Genomic DNA, 17,238 nt, shown 5'->3' on the forward strand with positions numbered 1-17,238 from the left:
TCCGTCATGTGGGATTCCGCGCCGCACCCATCGCCGTTCATCGACGTTCCCGAGGCTGCTGACCATGACAAGGCTCAGTCGTCGCATCTTCGTCCTCAGTGGACTGGTGACCGCCGGTGTCGCGCTGACACCACGCCAGAACGCCCGCGCCGCGGTGCCGTACCCCTTCAAACTCGGTGTGGCGTCCGGTGACCCGGCGCCCGACAGCGTGGTCCTCTGGACCCGGCTGGCACCGTCGCCGCTCAACGCCGACGGGCAGGGCGGTATGGCCGACGCCGACGTGACAGTCGAGTGGCAGGTGTCCACCACCGACCGGTTCACCTCGCTGGTCGCCTCCGGCTCGGTGGTCGCCCTCTACGCCGACGCGCACTCGGTGCACGCGATAGCGGGTGGGCTCGCCGCCGACTCCGACTACTTCTACCGGTTCCGGGCCCAGGGTCAGATCTCCCCGGTCGGGCGCACCCGGACCGCCCCGGCGCCCAGCTCCTTCGGCCGCGACCTGGTGATGTCCTTCGCCTCGTGTGCGCACTACGAGGCCGGTTACTACACCGCGTACCGGAGGATGGCCGAGGACAACCCGGGGCTGATCCTGCACCTCGGGGACTACATCTACGAGGGCGGCGTCAACACCTCCGCCGTGCGGCAGCACGTCGGCGCCGAGATCGTGTCGCTGGCCGACTACCGCCGCCGGTACGCGCTCTACAAGTCCGACCCCGACCTGCAGGCGGCCCACGCGGCGGCGCCCTGGTTGGTGGTGCCGGACGACCACGAGGTGGAGAACAACTACGCCGACATGGTCCGCAACGACAGCAGCCCCACACTGACCGCCGCGCAGTGGACCGCCCGGCGGACCGCCGCCTATCGGGCCTACTACGAGAACATGCCGCTGCGGCCGGCCTCCGCCGCGAACGGCAACAGCATCCCGCTGTACCGACGCGTCCGGTGGGGTCAGCTCGCCACCTTCCACCTGCTCGACACCCGGCAGTTCCGCGACGACCAGGCGTGCGGTGACGGCTGGAAGGTGTGCGCGGACGCGGACCTGACCTCCCGGTCGCTGACCGGGGCGACCCAGGAGGCGTGGCTGCTCGACGGCCTGGCCCAGCGCTACGGCACCTGGGACATCCTCGGTCAGCAGGTCTTCTTCGCCCGTCAGTTCGACGCCGCCGGGGCGGCCAGCATGGACGCCTGGGACGGCTACCGCGCCTCCCGCAGCCGCATCCAGACCGGCTGGCAGCAACGCGGGGTACGCAACCCGCTGGTGCTCACCGGCGACGTCCACAAGTCGTGGGCCAACGAACTCAAGGCCGACTACGCCGACCCGTCGTCCGCGACCATCGGCACCGAGCTGGTCTGCACCTCGATCACCTCCGCCGGCAACGGCACCGGAAGCACCACCATCCCGAACGCGGCGACCAACCCGCACCTGAAGTTCCACTCGGACCGGCGGGGCTACGTGCGTACCACGATCAGTCGCAGCCAGGTGCGCGCGGACTTCCGCGCGCTGAACACGGTGACCGAGCACGGTGCGGCGGCGTCCACGGTGCGTTCGTTCGTGATCCTCGACGGCCGGCCCGGCCTCCAGGCCGGCTGAGGGAGAGAGCCCGATGACCGCGATCACCGCACTGCTCACCGCGTCCCTGCTGGTCCCGAACCTGGCACCGGCCCCGACCGCGATGACCGCCGAGGCGGTCACCTGGACCACCGCGAACAGCGTCGCCACCGGCGACCAGGACCTGCCCTCCATCGCCATGAACCGCAACGGTCAGGTCGCCGTGGTGTGGGAGGACGACCGGGACAGCACCGCACCCGAGGACGACACCCACAGCGAGGTCTACCTGCGGCTGTTCCGCGACGGCACGCCCGGCTACGAGCTGAAGCTCTCCAACGGCGGCACCAGTGGGGCCGCCTGGCGGCACATCAGCCCGGACGTCGGGCTCGACGACAGGGGCAACGCCGTCGTGGTGTGGGCCGCCGACGGCGACGGCAACGGCTACTACAACATCCAGTACCGGGTCGTCTCGCCGACCGGCGCGGTGCTCGGCTCGGGGCAGGCCAACGCCTCCGACGCCGGGCAGCAGATCTGGCCGAAGGTCGGCGTCGACCCGGACGGCGCGCCGACCACCGCCGCGGTCGGCTTCACCGTCGTTTGGGAGGACGTGCAGGGAACCGCACCCGCCACCGTCAAGGCCGCCGGCTTCACCGCGCCCACCACCAAGGGGTACGAGGTGACGGCCTCGCAGACGACGGGCACGCACCACCGCCCCGACGTGGCGGTGTCGGCGTCCGGCGAGGCGCTGGTGGTCTGGGACGAGGACGCCGACGCGAACGGCTCGGACAACATCGGGTTGACCCGGCTGGCCCGGTCCACCGGCGCGGTGGTGCTGTCCCGGCGGACGGCCAACGCGCAGAGCGGCGGGCAGCAGCGACGTGCCTCGGTCGCGGCGAACTTCGCCGGTGACTTCACCGTCGGCTGGGAATCCGACCACACCGGCACCCGGGGTGTCTGGGCGCGTTCGTTCACCGCGGCCGGTACGGCCCGGCACGGGGAGGTCGAGGTCTCCACCGGCACCGGTGCCGTCGCGCCCAGCGTGGGCATCGACGACCAGGACAACGCCGTGGTGGGCTGGACGGTGTCGGGCGCGAACCCGGACGTCTGGGCCCGGGGCCTCAACCCCGACGGCACTGTCGACGGCCGGCTGGCGGCCCAGGCGCTGAGCCAGACCACGACCGGTCGCCAGGAGCACTTCGCGCTCGCCGCGTCGCCGTGGGGCGAGGTGAGCGTCTGCTACACCGACGACAACGACGGGAACAGCTTCGACCAGGTGCTCCTCGGCCTCGGTACGACGAACTCCACCTGGCTGATGTCCGCCGACGAACTGCGCCGACTCAAGGCGCGGGGCACCCCGACCCACTGAGTCGGTACCCCCGTCGACGGGCGGGGGTACCGTCAGTCGGTCCGCGTCTGTCGCTCGTACACGACCACGGCGGCGAGGAGCGCCGCGAGCAGTCCGAGGGCGGCCAACGTGGGGAGGAGTCGGGCCACCGGCACCAGCAGGAGCAGGATGACGATCGCGACGAGCCGATTCGGCCGCGTACGCACTGTCAGCCGGAGGAACAGGAAACGGCCGAGGAGGTAGAGCGCCACCCCGCCGTAGAGCACCGTCGCCGGGGCCCAGCCCATGGAGACGGGGCGCGCCTCGTCGGCCAGATCGTCGAGCAACAGGTGGATGCCGAGGGCGAAGGAGAGAACCCCGGCGACCATCGGCAGGTGCGCCAGCGTGTACGCGTCCGACGCCAACTGCTGGCGGCGTCGGGAGCGCGGCGAGGCCGCCGTCAGCACCTTGGCGGCGGCCGGTGCGCCGCCCACGAAGTAGAGCCACCACAGGCACACGGTCGCGGTGAAGCCGAGCACCGCGGCCAGCAGCACCGGCCAGTCGAGCGGGGTGAGCCCCGCGCCCGCGCCGGCCGACAGCAGGGACTCACCGAGCACGATGATCAGCACCAGCCCATGGCGTTCGGCGAAGTGCGACCCGCTGCGGACCTCGCCGAAGCTGGCGGAGGTGGCGATCCGGCCGCCGCCGTAGTCGACGAGGAACGCGACGGTCCACAGCACGGTCTGCGCGGTCGAGCCGAGGGCGGCTCCCACCAGCAGGGGGATCCAGGCGAGGGCGGTGGACCCGGCGAAGCGCCAGGCCTGCCGGCGGTACTGCGGGTCGCCGGACGAGGCGTAGAACATGAGGGTGAGGTGCAGGCCGCGGACCACGAGGTAGGCGATGGCCAGGGTGAGCGGTGGGCTCAACGCACCGTCGTGGCGCTGCCAGGCCTCCGGGATCACCAGCGCGGCCACGAAGATGGCGGCCATCGCCGCCAGCATCCCGGCCGGCACGAGCCCGGTGTCCGCACGTAGCTGGTTGCCCAGCCACGCGTAGCAGCTCCACGCGTACCAGAACCACAGCAGGAGCAGCAGCCCCTGGTACAGGGTGAGCGGACCCAGCGACTCCGCCATGAAACCGATGAGCCGGGTCAGCGCGAACACCAGGACCAGGTCGAAGAAGATCTCGAAGGTGGTGGCCCGGTGCGCCTCCTCGACCAGCACCGGCCGGGAGCGGTGGCCGCGGCTCATCCGCTCATCCTGGTCTGTCGACCACCGTCTCCGGGGGTCAACGCCCAGCTGCGACGACTCAGCCGAAGAGCAGGTCCAGGTGGGCGTCGAGCGCGTCCAGCGCCTGCTCGGCGGTGTACTGCCCGCCGAGCAGGTAGACGCCCAGCCCTTCCATCAGCGCCAGCAGGCCGGCCGCGGCGGCGTCGCCTCGGCCGGCAGGCAGGACGCCGGCCACGAACTCGGTGAGCTGCCGGGTGCCCGCACGGAGGCCGGTCGCGGCGGCCGGTCGCACCGCCGTGTACGCGAGGAACGCGAGCGCCACCCGCCCGTCGTCGCGGGTGTGCTCGTCGAGGGGCAGCAGGGCGGCGAGCAGGGTCCGCAGCAGCAGCCGAGGCGGCGGGTTCTCGCCCAGCCGGGCGACCGCGTCGGTGACCCGGACCTGGCTGCGTTCGCGTACGACGCTCAACGCGAACGCCATCATCTCGTCCTTGGTCCGGAAGTAGTGCTGGACCATTCCGGCGGACACACCGGCGGCGGCCGCCACGTGTCGGAGGCTGACGGCCTCCAGCCCCTGGTCCGCGGCGACCCGCATCAACGCGTCCGCGATGAGGGTGCGTCGCTCCTGGTGATCGACCTTCTTGGGCATGGCCTCGACCGTTTCACAGTGGGGGACCCGGACACCCCGCCAGCGGCGGTGGTCACCGGCTGACGGTGTTGCTCGTGGGGGTGCCCCGGGCGCTGTGCAAAAGGCCGTCCGGGTCGTCGGCGTACAGTCGCAGCTCGTTCGTCGGCACGGATCCACCCCTCGGCAGGTCGAAGGTCATCGGCCGGCGCAGCAGGACGTCGATGCTCGTCTGGCTGCCGACCGAGATGGACACCACCCGCCGGTCGCCCTCCTGCTCGACCTGCACCGACCTGCTCGACGGCAGCGAGCGGTACCGCTTTCGCAGCGCCTCGACGTCCGTCCACGGGACGAAGACGTCGATGCCTGAGCTGAGCCGCACCCGCAGGCCCCGGTCGCCCACGACGTGGGGGTGGATGGTCATGCTGGCGTACAGGCCGATCATCCAGAGCAGACCCCAGATGCCCAGGCCGAGCACGATCCAACGGGCGGGTCGCCAGGGCACCACGTGGGTGACGACGACATCGAAGATCGGGATCTCGATCACCGACAGACCGATGAAGATGCCCAGGATCGGCTTGACCACGCCGAGGTAGCCGAACGGCTCGTCGCCGGGGCCCAGCGGCAGCGGGCGGCGTCGCGCCCACACGTACAGGCTGCGCCACGTCGCGGCCTCGGCCTGCGCCGCGCGACGCAGCAGCGGGCCCACCCGCGCCCTGGTCGGGGCGTTCGTGTCGCTCATCGTCGTCCTTCTCGGTAGCTGTCGGCGGTCAGTGGAGCGTGACGGTGCCGGCGGCGCCGTCCACGGTGACGACCTGCCCCGTGCGGATCGTCCGGGTGACGTCGGGCACGCAGATGACGGCGGGGATGCCGTACTCACGGGCCACCGTCGGGCCGTGCGCCATGATCGCGCCGGTCTCGGTGACCAGCGCGGCGGCGGTGAGGAACAGCGGCGTCCAGCCGGGGTCGGTGGTCGCGGCCACCAGGACGTCGCCGGGCTCGATGTGGGCGGTCCGCGGGTCGTGGACCACCCGGGCGGGACCGGTCACCCGGCCCGCCGACGCGCCCACGCCGGTCAGCGTCCCGTCGCCGCCGGCCACCGCCGGCAGGACGGCCTCGACATCGGTGCCGTCGGAGAGCAGCGCCACCGGCACCGTCCGGCGCCGCGACTCCCGCCGGTACACGGCCCGTCGGGCGGTGACCGTCGCCCGCGGATCAACCCCCTGGTGTACGGCGGTGTGCACCTCGTCGAGGGTCAGGAACATGATGTCGTCGGGCTGGTCCAGCAACCCCGAGTGGTGCAGGTCGGCCCCGATGAGCAGCAGTTGACGGCGTGTCTCGCGCAGTGGATAGAGCCCGGCGAACTTGCCGGCCTCGCGCAGGCCCGCCAACGACCGGGCCCGGCGCAGCAGGAAACCGGCGATGGTGCCCCGCACCGGCCGCCGACGGCGGGCTCGCCGGGTCAGCTCCTCCAGCGCTGCCTCCGCCGCGGAGGCGGCCCGTCGGAAGCGCTGGTCGGGGCCCTGCCGCGGATCGGTGACCCGGAGGTAGTTCACGACCGCGGCGAATACCGGCGTGGGGTCTTCCTCCCAGCGCGGCACGCCGAGGTCGACCTCGGCGACGCCCCGGTGACCGTAGGCGGCCAGGAAGGCGGCCATGCCGATGTCGGGCAGGGTCCCGGCCAGGTAGCGCGCGGCCGACTCGGCCGGCGGGGTGTCCAGGAGGAGCTGCCGGTGCTCGCCCGCGTTCTGGGCGAGCCGCCACAGTGCCAGGTCCATCTCGATGGTGACGTTGTGCGGCATGCCGCCCAGCACGGTGTGGATCTCGTCCGGCCCGGCGAGGCCCTTGAGCAGTGTGGTCGGCAACGCGGCGGCGAGCATCCCCGCGACGATCGGCCACATGATCGCGTCGGCGCTGTCGTCGGCGTCGCGCGCCTGCACGAAGCGCAGCCGGTCGGCGGTGGTACGCAGGTCGGCGGGGGCGGCCGACCGTGTCCTCATCTGCTCGATCGCCTCGAACATCCGGAGCCGCGCGGTGTCGGGACGAGCCAGGGCCCGCAGGATCCCCACGACCGCGCGCCGGGCGGTGCGCAGCGACGCCGCAGTCGGTGTTTCGCCGCGCCGGGCACCGCCGCTGGTCGGGGCGAAGCGGGGATCGGCCAGCACGTGCTGCATCACCGCCTGGGCGCGTGGCCCGAAGTCGACAGCCATGAGCTTGACCAGCCGCTTGCGGGAGGACCGGTCCCGAGCCAGGTCGGTCAGGTCGCCGTAGAGCCGTCCGCCGATGTCGACGATCTCGACCCGCACACCCAGCGAGGCCAGCATGGCGGCGATCTGTGTCCGCAGCGTCGACATGCCCATCGGGGTGACCGGTTGCCGCATGCCCTGGACGTGACCGAACTCCAGGTAGACCCGGGGGAGAGGCTTGTCGGTGGCCGGTGGCTGTGGGAACAGGCTGGTGATCGGCCGGGACTGGAGGAGCCACCGGACGTCGTGCGCGTCGATCGCCCACTCGATGTCCTGGGGGCAGCCGAAGTGCGCCTGAAGTCGCTCGCCGGTGGCTCTCAGGTCGGCCAGGTGCGCGGACGTCAGGCATCCGGTGTCGTCTCGGCTGACGCCGTCGAGGACGTAGTGGTCCACGGTCGCCGCGCCGTCCACCACCGTCGTGCCCAGACCCGGAGCCGCGTCGACGGCCATCTCGTCGCGACGACCGGTGAGCGGGTTGGCGGTGAAGAGCACCCCGGCGACCTTGGGCGCGATCATGCGTTGCACGACGACGGCCATCCGCACCTGCCGACCGTCGATCTGGTGGGCGTCGCGGTAGGCGGTCGCCCGGTCGTTGTGCAGCGAGTCCCAGCACTTCGCGATGGCGGCGATCACCTCGCTGGCGCCCACGACGTCCAGCACGGTGTCCTGCTGTCCGGCGAAGCTCGCGTCGGGCAGATCCTCGGCGGTGGCGCTGGAGCGCACCGCGACCGGGCCCGCGCCCAGCCGCTCGTACGCGGCGGTGACCTCGGCGGTGGGAATCACGCCGAGGCGGTGTGCCTCGGTGGTGACGCAGAAGCCCTCGGGGACCCGTTCGCCGCGCCGGATCAGCTCGCCCAGGCCGGCGGCCTTGCCGCCGACCAGGTCGAGCATCTCGGTGGTCACCTCGGACAACGGGATCACGTGCATCGCGGGCCCACTCTCGTTGCAATACGACTGTATCGGATACGACCGTAGCTCGTTCACGATGCAACTGCAATGTTTCCGATTCGGTGGTGACCCGGAACCGCGACGTTGCCGGCGTCTGCCATGCTCGGGCCGGTGACGACCGGCCGCCCCGCCAGAGCCCGCACCCACCGCCGCCCTCGAAGCCGTACCCTCCTCGTGCTCCTCGCGCTCGTCGCGGCGGCGGCCGTCCTCGGTGTCGCGGTCGTCGTGCTGCCGATGCTGCGACCGGCGGGTCCGCGCCCGCTGTTCCAGATGCCCGTCGCCTGCGGCGAGACCTGGCAGCTCAGCACCTATCCCGGCCACGACGACTACGACGTGGACTTCTTCCCCGTCGAGGGCGAGGCGTGGGGGCGTCCGGTGCTCGCGTCCTATGCCGGAACGGTCACCGTGGCGGGCATCAACGGGTCGCTCGGCGGTCGTACGCCGGAGAACCCGGAGGGCCCACGCGGGCGTGGCGGCGGTTACTGGGTGAAGATCGACCACGGCGGCACGTGGGAGACGCAGTACCTGCACCTGCTCGAACCGCCGCTGGTCGAGGTCGGCCAGAAGGTCGCCCAGGGCGAACAGATCGGGAAACTCGGCAGCACCGGCAACTCCGGGGCGCCGCACCTGCACTACGAACAGCGTCGCGGCTGGGAGAAGGTCGAGACCCACTTCGACGGTACGCCGTCGGGCATCACCACCGACGACCGTGAACAGATTCTGCGGCGGGTGAGCAACAACTGCCCGGCCGTCTCCTGAGGACGGGCGGTTTGCCCGCCGGGCCCCGGGGCACTGGTTCGGGCAACAGTTTCGGTCGCAGGGAGGAGCCGGCCATGGCCAAGGGTGACGTCGACACGTACCACGAGGACGGGCAGTGGAAGAACAAGCCGGAGGGCAACGAGCGGGCCAGCAGCACGCATGACGTGAAGGCCGACGCGCAGGCCCAGGGCCGCGAGATGGCGGCCGACCGGGGTGTCGAACACGTGGTCAAGAAGCAGGACGGCACGATCGGGGAGAAGAACACCTACCCGCGAAGCCGCGATCCCCGGGACATCGCGGGCTGACGCCCTCGTTCCTCGTTCTCCGCGGACCGACCCCCTCGGCAGGAGCCGACGGGGGTCGGTCCGTTCTCGCTGAGGTCCTCGTCGACCTCCGGCCGTTATCCGCGTACCGGAAATATGGGTGGTTTAGGGAGTTATAGTCCGAATCGGGACTGAAGTGAAAGCTGGGAGTGGGCATGTCGTTGTGGGGCCGGCCTCGTCCGACCAGTGCCGGCGCGCTGGTCCTTGTCGTGCTCGTGGGGGCTCTCGCGTTCGGGCCGGTCCCGGCGTCGGCGGCCGGGTCCGTCCTGTTCGACCAGCCGTTCCACAACAACACCGCGAACGGCATCGGCGCGGTTGCGGTGCCCGCCGTGCCCCTCGCCGGCGGCACCAACGCCGCCTGCCTGAGCGCCGCCGGCAACACCACCACCGGCCCGTTGCTGAGTTGCACCACCTCCACCGACCCGCAGGGCGCGGGCAAACTGCGCCTCACCCCCGCCACCGTGAACCGGCAGGGCGGGGTGTTCGCCGCGGTGAGCGTGCCCACTTCGCAGGGCCTGCACCTGACCTTCAACACCTACCAGTACGGCGGTAGCAACCCGGGTGCGGACGGCCTCGCCTTCGCGCTGGCCGCCGTCGACCCGGCCAACCCCAGGTCCCCGTCGACCCTCGGCCCGTCGGGCGGCTCGCTGGGCTACTCTGCGGCGTTCAACGGTGTGTCGGCGGGCCTGTCCAACGGATACCTGGGCATCGGCCTGGACGTCTTCGGCAACTTCAGCAGCAGCACCTACCAGGGGACCGGCTGCACGAACCCGCCGTACATCTCGACCACCGGTGGGCGGGTCCCCGGCCAGGTCGTCGTTCGTGGACCGGGCCGCAACGGCGTCGGCTACTGCGCGCTGAACAGCACCGCCGGAAGCACCTCGGCTCCGGCGATCCCGTTGCGGGCCAACACCCGGGCCGCGTCCGTGGTGCCGGTCGAGGTCGTCATCAACACCACCTCGTCGCCGTACACCACCGACACCGGCATCACCACCCCCGCCGGTCAGTACCGGATCAGATTCACCCCCGTCGGCGGGCAGCCGCGACTTCTGGAGGGCATGCTCCCGGTCGTGTCGCCCAGCCTGTACCCGTCGCCCACCTGGTTGAACGCCGACGGCTACCCACGGCAGCTCGCCTTCGGCTGGGTGGGCTCCACCGGCTCGGTCACCGACTTCCACGAGATCGACGAGGCCCGAGCGGTCAGCTTCAACCAGGTGCCCGACCTGAACGTGTCGCAGACCAGTGCGGTCGGCCCCTCCCCGCAACCCGGTGACCCGGTCACCTACTCGATCACCGCGGGGGTCGACGCCGGCGCCGCCGAGACGGCACCGATCTCGGTCACCCAGACCGTCCCCAGCGGTGTCGTACCGCGCGCCGCCTACGGGTCCGGCTGGGTCTGCGGCCCACCGTCCGGGCAGACCATCACCTGCACCAACAGCAACGGCCCGTTCGCCGGCGGCACGTTCCTGCCGCCCATCACCGTCGTCGCCACGGTCACCGGCACCGGCGTGACCCCGACGCAGATCCAGACCGCGACCGTGGCGACCTCGTCGTCGATCGACGCGAACCCGGGGCTCGCCACCGGCACCACCCCGGTCGCCCCGGCGACCGCACCGACCGGCGTCACCGTCACCCCGGCCCAAAGCTCGATCTCCGGCGGCATCCCGGTCACCGTCGGAGGCAGCAACCTCACCGGCGCGACAGCGATCACCATCGGTACGGCCGCCGAGCAGCAGGCCGGCACCTCGGTGCTGTTGCTGCCGTGCGCCTCCGGCCCGGCCCCCGGCTGCTTCACCGCGAACCCCAACGGCACGCTCGGCATCTCCTCCATGCCCGCCCGGTCCAGCCCGGCGACGGTCACCGTCAGCGTCGTCACCCGCGGCTCCGCCGGATCGGCGAACTACGTCTACGCGTCCGCACCGGGCACTCCGGCCACGCCCACCGCCGTCGCGGGCTTCACCAGCGCCACCGTGAACTGGACCGCGCCGGCCAGCAACGGCAGCCCGATCACCGGCTACCTGATCACCCCGATCCGTGACGGCGTCACCCAACCCACGCTCTCGTTCGACGCCTCCACCACCAGCCGCACCCTGACCGGCCTCACCGCCGGCTCCTCGTACGCCTTCCGGGTGGCCGCGGTGAACGCGTACGGCACCGGCGCGGCCAGCCCGGCCTCGGCGGCGGTGGTTCCATACACCCTGCCCGGCGCCCCGACGATCACCTCGGCCACCGCGGGTACCACCGCCGCCAGGCTGAGCTGGACCACCCCGACCAACGGCGGGTCGGCCATCACCGGGTACACCGTGACGCCGTACCTCGCCGGGGTGGCGCAGACCCCGCAGACCTTCACCGGAACCGCCACGACCCAGGTCGTCACCGGGCTGACCGGCGGTGCCACCTACACCTTCCGGGTGGCGGCGATCAACGCCGCCGGGACCGGTCCACAGTCGGCCGCCTCCGCGTCGGTGACTGTCAACCCGGCACCGAACCTGACCTTCGCACCGCCGCCGCCCGGCAAGGTGTACGACCCGTACCAGTACCAGTTCACAGTGAACGACGGCACGGCTCCCTTCGCCTGGTCGGTCAGCGCCGGGACCCTGCCCGCCGGATTGACCCTCGACCCGGTCAGCGGTCTGCTCTCCGGCACACCCACCGTGTCCGGGACGTTCCCCTTCACCGTGCGGGTGACCGACTCGTACGACCAGTCCGCGACCCGACCGGTCGAGCTGGTCATCAGCCCGCTCGGTGGGCTCTCCATCAGCGTCCCGGCGATCTCCGCGCTGGGCACCGTCACCTCGGGTACGACAGGCGTCTCGGGCCAGCTCGGCCCGGTGACCGTCACCGACGACCGAGGGCCGTTCTCCGGCAACTGGGTCAGCGTCGTCTCCAGCACGAGTTTCACCACGGGATCCGGTTCGGGTGGGGAGACCATCCCCAACAGCGGCATCACGTACGCCTCCGGTGCCGCGACTGCCGCCACCGGCGTCGGGACGTTCATTCCGCAGCCCGGCGCGGTGCTGAACACCCCGCGTACGGCCGCCGGGTGGTCCGGCCAGAGCGGCGGTCCGAACTCCGCCACCTGGAACCCGACCCTGTGGTTGACGATCCCGTCCGGGGTGGTGGTCGGTGACTACGTGGCCGTCGTGACGCACTCGGTCATCTGAGAACTCCAGGTCGTCGGGGACGGTGCTGCCCGGCCGTTCCGACGGAAACGGCCGGGCAGACTCCGAGTGCTCAGGCGAGCCGGGGTCGTTGTCGGCGGACGAGGTACCAGCCGCCCAGGGTGACCAGCACCAGCAGGGCGATCCCGCCGACCGCGTAGACCAGCCGACTCGGCCCGGTGGACGTCGCGACAGCCATCGGCTTCGCGACGGGCAGGCTGATCTTCCCGGTCGCGGTGCGTTCCACGATGCCGCTGACGAGTTTCGCCTGCACGTCCCAGGTCCCAGCGGGCAGGGCCTGGTCGACCTCGATCCGGACCTGGCCGCTCCGGCCGGGCAGGATCGTCACACCGTTGGTCACCTTGAACGGGCCGGCCCGGACCGCGGCCTTACTCAGCGACAGGGTGCCCGTCATGTCCAGCGCGCGCTGGCCGGTGTTGGTGACCTGCGCGGTGACGACCGGGAACTCGCCTGTTCCGGGCTCGGCGGCCAGACCGTCGATGCGAAAGTCGGTCGGCGGTTCTCCACCCGGACCGATGTCCAGGTAGACCCGGATGCCCACCCGGTGGATCTGGGTGACGTTGCCGGTGCGTTCCTTCGCGCTGGTGACCTGCGCCCAGATCGCCGCGTACCGCTCGCCCTTCGAGGCCTTCTTCGGCACGGCTATCTCGACCTCGACCGGCCGTCGCTCGCCCGGGTCCAGCACCATCGTGGCGGTCTTCAACCGGATCCATCCACTGAGTTCGTTTCCCGTACGCCCCTCCGGCACGGTGAAGGCGTTGTTCTCCACCGACGCCGCCCCGGAGTAGAAGTCGATCTCCTGCGGCTCGCCGGAGGAGTTCCGCACCTCGACCCGGCGGTTGATCGTCGTCCCGGGCTTCAGGTGATCCACGATGTAGACCTGGGCGCGGGGGTCCTGCACCCGGCTGGCGGGGATGTCGAGCATGCGGATGCTGATCGCGGCTTCCTCGGCGGGTTCCTGTCGGTGCTCCCGCACGGCAACGGCTGGCGCCGCCGAAACCCCGAGCGCCACGAGGGCGACCGAGGCCAGCAGCGCCAGCCGGCCGAGCGGGTCAGACCACCGAATGTGTCACCGTCCCGGTGTAGACACCCTGAACCGTGCTGACGGGCACGTTGACCACCAGGGTCGGGTTCCAGGTGGCGAAGTTGTTGCCGGTGCCGCCGGTGTGGGTCATCGCCGTCTGGGGCACGTTGATGATCACCTGCTGGGCGGCGGTCGGCTGACCGGGCGTGAAGGTGCCGCCGCCGGCGGTCGCCGTCGGGGGGCCCGACCAGTAGAGGACGTTGATGTTGGGGATCGTCTCCCCGGATGAGCCGCCGCCGGTGGTGAAGTCGGTGGAGATCACGCTGGCGGTCCAGTTGGGGGTGAGCGACCCGCGCTGGTCGAGCACCGTTACCGGGCCGAGCAGCCCGCTGACGGTCGAGCCCTCGATGCCGTGCCCGATGTTCGCGGTCGCCGGTACGGTGATCGACAGACCGCCGGCGGCGTCGACGGTCAGGGTCACGATCGTGTCGCCGGTCGTGTCCGCGGCGGCCGGTCCGGCGAGCGCGACGACGGCGGCGACGCCGGCCAAGCCCGCGAGAAGTTTCCTGCGCATCGAATCTCCTTATCCTCGAATCGCCCATACGGCGCACTCAAAGACTAACTACGCAAAACACCTGACTATCGGCGAACGACTCGGGGATCACCCGGTCGCTGGGCAGTCGTGGGCTGGACAGAGTCGATCGCCCGCCGGTCGTTACGACAGCGAGCGATCGCGATGGGGTCGACGAGCCGATCCCGCGGGCGAACCGGGCCTTCGGCGCGCGGCCGAGCGGCGGCTACCGGAGCCTGGTCCGTGGGGCGGACCGTCAGGCCGGCACGACGTAGGGGAAGGTGTTCGCACGGGCGGCCTTGGTGACCTCCGGCGTGAGACCCGAGGTGGTGCCGGTGTTGAGGATCAGGGAGAACATCACCTCGGGCGCGTTGTCGGCCATGGTGCGCCCGTTGCGGACCGCGAAGCCGTAGTTCGCGGCCGTGCCGACCTTGTACGACAGGAAGTCGGGGTAGAGCTGCCGCGCCACGCTCCAGCCGTACGCCTGCGGGTCCGGTGCGGTGCCGTTCGCCGCGACGACACCCGCGACCGCGTTGGCGATCTCCTCGCCGTCCTCGGCGAGGTCACGACTGGGGTGGCGGAAGTTGGCGGGGTTCGAGAAGTCGGTGTCGTGCGGCCAGAAGATCGGCCACATCATGGGGTGGCCGGCGCGGTTGATCTGACGCCAGCCCCCGGCGTCGGTGGCCAGCAGGGTGCGACACCACACGCCGATCTCGGTGCCGTCGCGCAGCAGTGGCTCGTCGTGGGACACCTCCAGGACGATCGACTCGACGGTCGTGCCGGCGAAGCTGTTCTTGGCCTGGTCGACGCGCCACGCTGAGCGGTCCACAGGCGATCCGTCCTTGACCGCTCCGTTGATGGTGGCGAGTTCGTCGAGGTCGACGAAGAACGGGTCGGTGATCCGCCCGGCCCAGACCCGGACGTTGCCGCCGGTCGACACCTCACCGGTCCGTCCCTCGGCGATGGGAGTGCCCATCGCGGCGTCGTCGCGAGCGTCCGATCCGGTCAGCTCGTACAACTGGAAGGTCTGCTTGCCCTCGGCGTCGACTTCACCGAAGGCGAACCGGTAGGTCAGGTCCTCCAGCTCCGTGCCGTTGATATGGATCTTGAATTCGTAGCGGGCCTCGGCGTGGAAACCCCGCTTGATGTCGGCCCTGGTCACCGAGCTGTTGACGTCCATGACGAACACCGTGGCGCGGTCGCCGTCGAAGACGTAGAGGTCGTCGATGTAGAGCTGACCGCCCTGGGCGGCGAGGGGGGTGTCGAGGTGGTGCGACATGAACTCACTCCCGGGAACGGCCGGATTTCTGGATTGATCCGAACGTATCGGGCGTGGCTTCGACCGCGGCGAGGGTTGGCCTCTGATTCACCCGGGCGGCGGAGCGGGCCGCGCACGGGCCGCCCGAGACTGTCCTCGGGCGGCCCACTCGTGGTACTTCAGATGCGCGACCACTTCTGGTTGGCTGCGCCCAGGCAGTCCCACAGGTGCAGCTTGCCGCCGTTGTTGGGGTTGGCCTCCCGGACGTCCACGCACTTGTTGGCGTTGAGGTTGACCAGGTCGCCGGCCCCGTTGAGAGTGAAGCGCTGGGCGGTGTTGCCGTTGCAACTGACCAGGTTGACCTCGGTGCCGTTGGCCGTGCCGGCCCACGCCGGGTCCATGCACTTGCCCATCGCGCGGACCGTGCCGTCGGAGGCGAAGGTCCACGCCTGCGCGGCGGTGGTGTTGCAGTCCCAGATCTGCAGCTTGGCGCCTTCGACCGGGTCGGCGCCGGGGATGTCGATGCAGCGACCGCTCTGCGCGCCCCGGATCCGGCTGGTGCCGGGCGCCGGGTCACCTCCGCCGGAGGTGTAGCTGGACACCCGGACGTAGTCGACGAGCATCTGCTGCGGGAACTGCGTGGACCCGTCCGGGTAGCCGGGCCAGTTACCGCCGACCGCCACGTTGAGGATCATGAAGAACGGGTGGTCGAACACCCACCGGTTGCCACCGAGTCGCGCGGGGTCGACCCGGTGGTACTGCACCCCGTCGAGGTACCAGGTGATGACGTTCGGCTCCCAGTCGACCCGGTAGGTGTGGAAGCCGTCGGCGAGAGGGCTGCCGAGGGTGCGGCTGCCGGTGATGCCGCCGCCTCCGGAGTAGCCGGGCCCGTGCACGGTGCCGTACACGGTGTTGGGCTCCCGGCCGATGTTCTCCATGATGTCGATCTCGCCCGCGTCGGGCCAACCACCACCGGTGCCGAGCATCCAGAACGCCGGCCAGATGCCCTGGCCGCGCGGGATCTTGATCCGTGCCTCGAACCGGCCGTACGTCTGGGTGAAGGTGGCTGCGGACAGCAGTCGGGCCGACGTGTACTCGCAGCGCCCGTAGTGGCACTGGTAGTTGGCGGGGTTGTCGCGGCGGGCGGTGATCACCAGGTTGCCCTGGCCGTCGTGGACGGCGTTGCTCGTGCTGCTCGTGTAGTACTGCCGCTCGTTGTTGCCCCAGCCGCCGCCGCCGATGTCGAACCGCCACTTGTTCTGGTCGACGGGCGTGCCGGCGGGGGAGTTGAACTCGTCCTGCCAGCTGATCGGGCCGATGGCGGCCTCGGCTCGATCCGGCTGCGGCGGGACGACGAGTGCCACGGTGGTCGTGACCAGGGCGGCCGCCGCGAGTACGAGTGGTCGGAAGCGGGCTGTGAACACGGGAGGCTCCTCAGCGGGGGTGATGGAGGCGTCGTGACGAAGAGGCGGAGAGCGCTCTCCACAATGAAGCATGTCGATGCCGGGTCCTTTCTGTCAAGAGTGTTTCCAATATGACGACCGTCCGTTACCACCCGATGCTGTCCAGTGAGCGGCGGGATGTCGGAGTGCGACGGGGACGCGAGGATCGTCGATGCCTCCGAGGTGGACGACGGCAACCCGTCACCGGATGCCGGGAACCCCGACCGTTACTCGATGGCGGTCGAATCGACCCTTCCTATTGCCGTGGGGCGTCCAACCGGGACAGGATGGCGAGGCGTGCGGGAAACCTTCTCGTAACCTGCGCGCTGCTGGTCTCTGTCACAAGGAAGTGGGAGTCAGTCATGAGCGACGCGTCGACGGCACTGGGTGTACGCCTCTACCCGGACCTGGTCGAGCACGGTGGTCTGGCCCCCGCGCTCATCGAGACCGCCACCCGCCACGGGCTCGACATCGGCCGGGTCACCGCCCCCGAGCAGGGGCGCAGCCGCTTCACCTGCGCGGAACTGCACTCCGACCAGGGCGTGGTCTGCGTCAAGCTGGGCTCGCAGGCCCGATACTTCATGATCGACCTGCGGATCTCCGGCGAGGTCCTCGCGCGTGGCGACGTCATGGACCTGTTGCAGGTCGCCCAGGTGGCTGCCGCCTGGCAGGCCGGGCTGCCGTTCGCCGAGCTCACCGCCCGGTTCCCGTTCATGGAGGAGATCAAGCACCGCCCGGCCCCGGTGGCCCAGGTCGGCTGA

General features: G+C 71.0%; 14 protein-coding genes. 6 read left to right on the forward strand and 8 right to left on the reverse strand.

The window, feature by feature from the left end; translation table 11 throughout:
* Window positions 1–64: 64 nt before the first annotated feature.
* Together O7616_RS14450 and O7616_RS14455 are read left to right on the forward strand one after the other, a co-directional pair.
* Window positions 65–1,591, forward strand: coding sequence for an alkaline phosphatase D family protein (locus tag O7616_RS14450; protein WP_282307256.1), 1,527 nt, complete (start codon window positions 65–67; stop codon window positions 1,589–1,591).
* Window positions 1,592–1,604: 13 nt separating this feature from the next.
* Window positions 1,605–2,915, forward strand: coding sequence for a hypothetical protein (locus O7616_RS14455; RefSeq protein ID WP_282307257.1), 1,311 nt, complete (start codon window positions 1,605–1,607; stop codon window positions 2,913–2,915).
* 32 nt (window positions 2,916–2,947) lie between these two features.
* Here O7616_RS14455 and O7616_RS14460 read toward each other — a convergent pair whose 3' ends face one another.
* Genes O7616_RS14460 through O7616_RS14475 form a run of 4 tightly spaced genes read right to left on the reverse strand, consistent with a single transcriptional unit; the run spans window position 2,948 to window position 7,897 of the window.
* Window positions 2,948–4,123, reverse strand: a complete 1,176-nt coding sequence (locus O7616_RS14460; RefSeq protein WP_282307258.1) for a low temperature requirement protein A — start codon at window positions 4,121–4,123, stop codon at window positions 2,948–2,950.
* 58 nt (window positions 4,124–4,181) lie between these two features.
* The gene (locus tag O7616_RS14465; RefSeq protein WP_282307259.1) at window positions 4,182–4,748 is read right to left on the reverse strand and encodes a TetR family transcriptional regulator C-terminal domain-containing protein; all 567 of its coding nucleotides are present in this window, start codon (window positions 4,746–4,748) and stop codon (window positions 4,182–4,184) included.
* A gap of 52 nt (window positions 4,749–4,800) precedes the next feature.
* Entirely contained in the window at window positions 4,801–5,466 is a 666-nt protein-coding gene (locus tag O7616_RS14470) for a hypothetical protein (protein ID WP_282307260.1), read from the reverse strand.
* A gap of 28 nt (window positions 5,467–5,494) precedes the next feature.
* Window positions 5,495–7,897, reverse strand: coding sequence for a PEP/pyruvate-binding domain-containing protein (locus O7616_RS14475; RefSeq protein WP_282307261.1), 2,403 nt, complete (start codon window positions 7,895–7,897; stop codon window positions 5,495–5,497).
* A 132-nt stretch (window positions 7,898–8,029) separates the two neighbouring features.
* Between O7616_RS14475 and O7616_RS14480 the strand changes: the two genes are divergently transcribed.
* The 3 genes from O7616_RS14480 to O7616_RS14490 all read left to right on the forward strand — a co-directional run bounded on the left by O7616_RS14480 (window position 8,030) and on the right by O7616_RS14490 (window position 12,164).
* Window positions 8,030–8,677 (forward strand): M23 family metallopeptidase, encoded by a 648-nt coding sequence (locus tag O7616_RS14480; RefSeq protein ID WP_282307262.1) that lies wholly within the window; start codon window positions 8,030–8,032, stop codon window positions 8,675–8,677.
* 74 nt (window positions 8,678–8,751) lie between these two features.
* Window positions 8,752–8,982: a DUF2188 domain-containing protein gene (locus O7616_RS14485; RefSeq protein ID WP_282307263.1), complete on the forward strand. Its 231-nt coding sequence runs from the start codon at window positions 8,752–8,754 to the stop codon at window positions 8,980–8,982.
* A gap of 173 nt (window positions 8,983–9,155) precedes the next feature.
* Window positions 9,156–12,164, forward strand: coding sequence for a fibronectin type III domain-containing protein (locus tag O7616_RS14490; RefSeq protein WP_282307264.1), 3,009 nt, complete (start codon window positions 9,156–9,158; stop codon window positions 12,162–12,164).
* Window positions 12,165–12,234: 70 nt separating this feature from the next.
* Here O7616_RS14490 and O7616_RS14495 read toward each other — a convergent pair whose 3' ends face one another.
* The 4 genes from O7616_RS14495 to O7616_RS14510 all read right to left on the reverse strand — a co-directional run bounded on the left by O7616_RS14495 (window position 12,235) and on the right by O7616_RS14510 (window position 16,459).
* Complete coding sequence (locus tag O7616_RS14495) at window positions 12,235–13,158, reverse strand: hypothetical protein (protein WP_282307265.1); 924 nt, start codon at window positions 13,156–13,158, stop codon at window positions 12,235–12,237.
* Between the two features lie 76 nt (window positions 13,159–13,234).
* A complete protein-coding gene (locus O7616_RS14500; RefSeq protein WP_282307266.1) occupies window positions 13,235–13,780 on the reverse strand; it encodes a hypothetical protein in 546 nt (181 codons plus the stop codon).
* 253 nt (window positions 13,781–14,033) lie between these two features.
* The gene (locus tag O7616_RS14505) at window positions 14,034–15,056 is read right to left on the reverse strand and encodes a DUF4331 family protein (RefSeq protein ID WP_282307267.1); all 1,023 of its coding nucleotides are present in this window, start codon (window positions 15,054–15,056) and stop codon (window positions 14,034–14,036) included.
* Window positions 15,057–15,214: 158 nt separating this feature from the next.
* Window positions 15,215–16,459, reverse strand: a complete 1,245-nt coding sequence (locus O7616_RS14510) for a family 16 glycosylhydrolase (protein WP_282261317.1) — start codon at window positions 16,457–16,459, stop codon at window positions 15,215–15,217.
* Window positions 16,460–16,839: 380 nt separating this feature from the next.
* On the opposite strand from O7616_RS14510, the gene O7616_RS14515 reads away from it, so the two are divergent.
* Entirely contained in the window at window positions 16,840–17,238 is a 399-nt protein-coding gene (locus O7616_RS14515) for a hypothetical protein (RefSeq protein ID WP_282307268.1), read from the forward strand.

The sequence above is a fragment of the Micromonospora sp. WMMD964 genome (genome assembly GCF_029581455.1).
In the GTDB taxonomy this organism is placed as follows: domain Bacteria; phylum Actinomycetota; class Actinomycetes; order Mycobacteriales; family Micromonosporaceae; genus Micromonospora.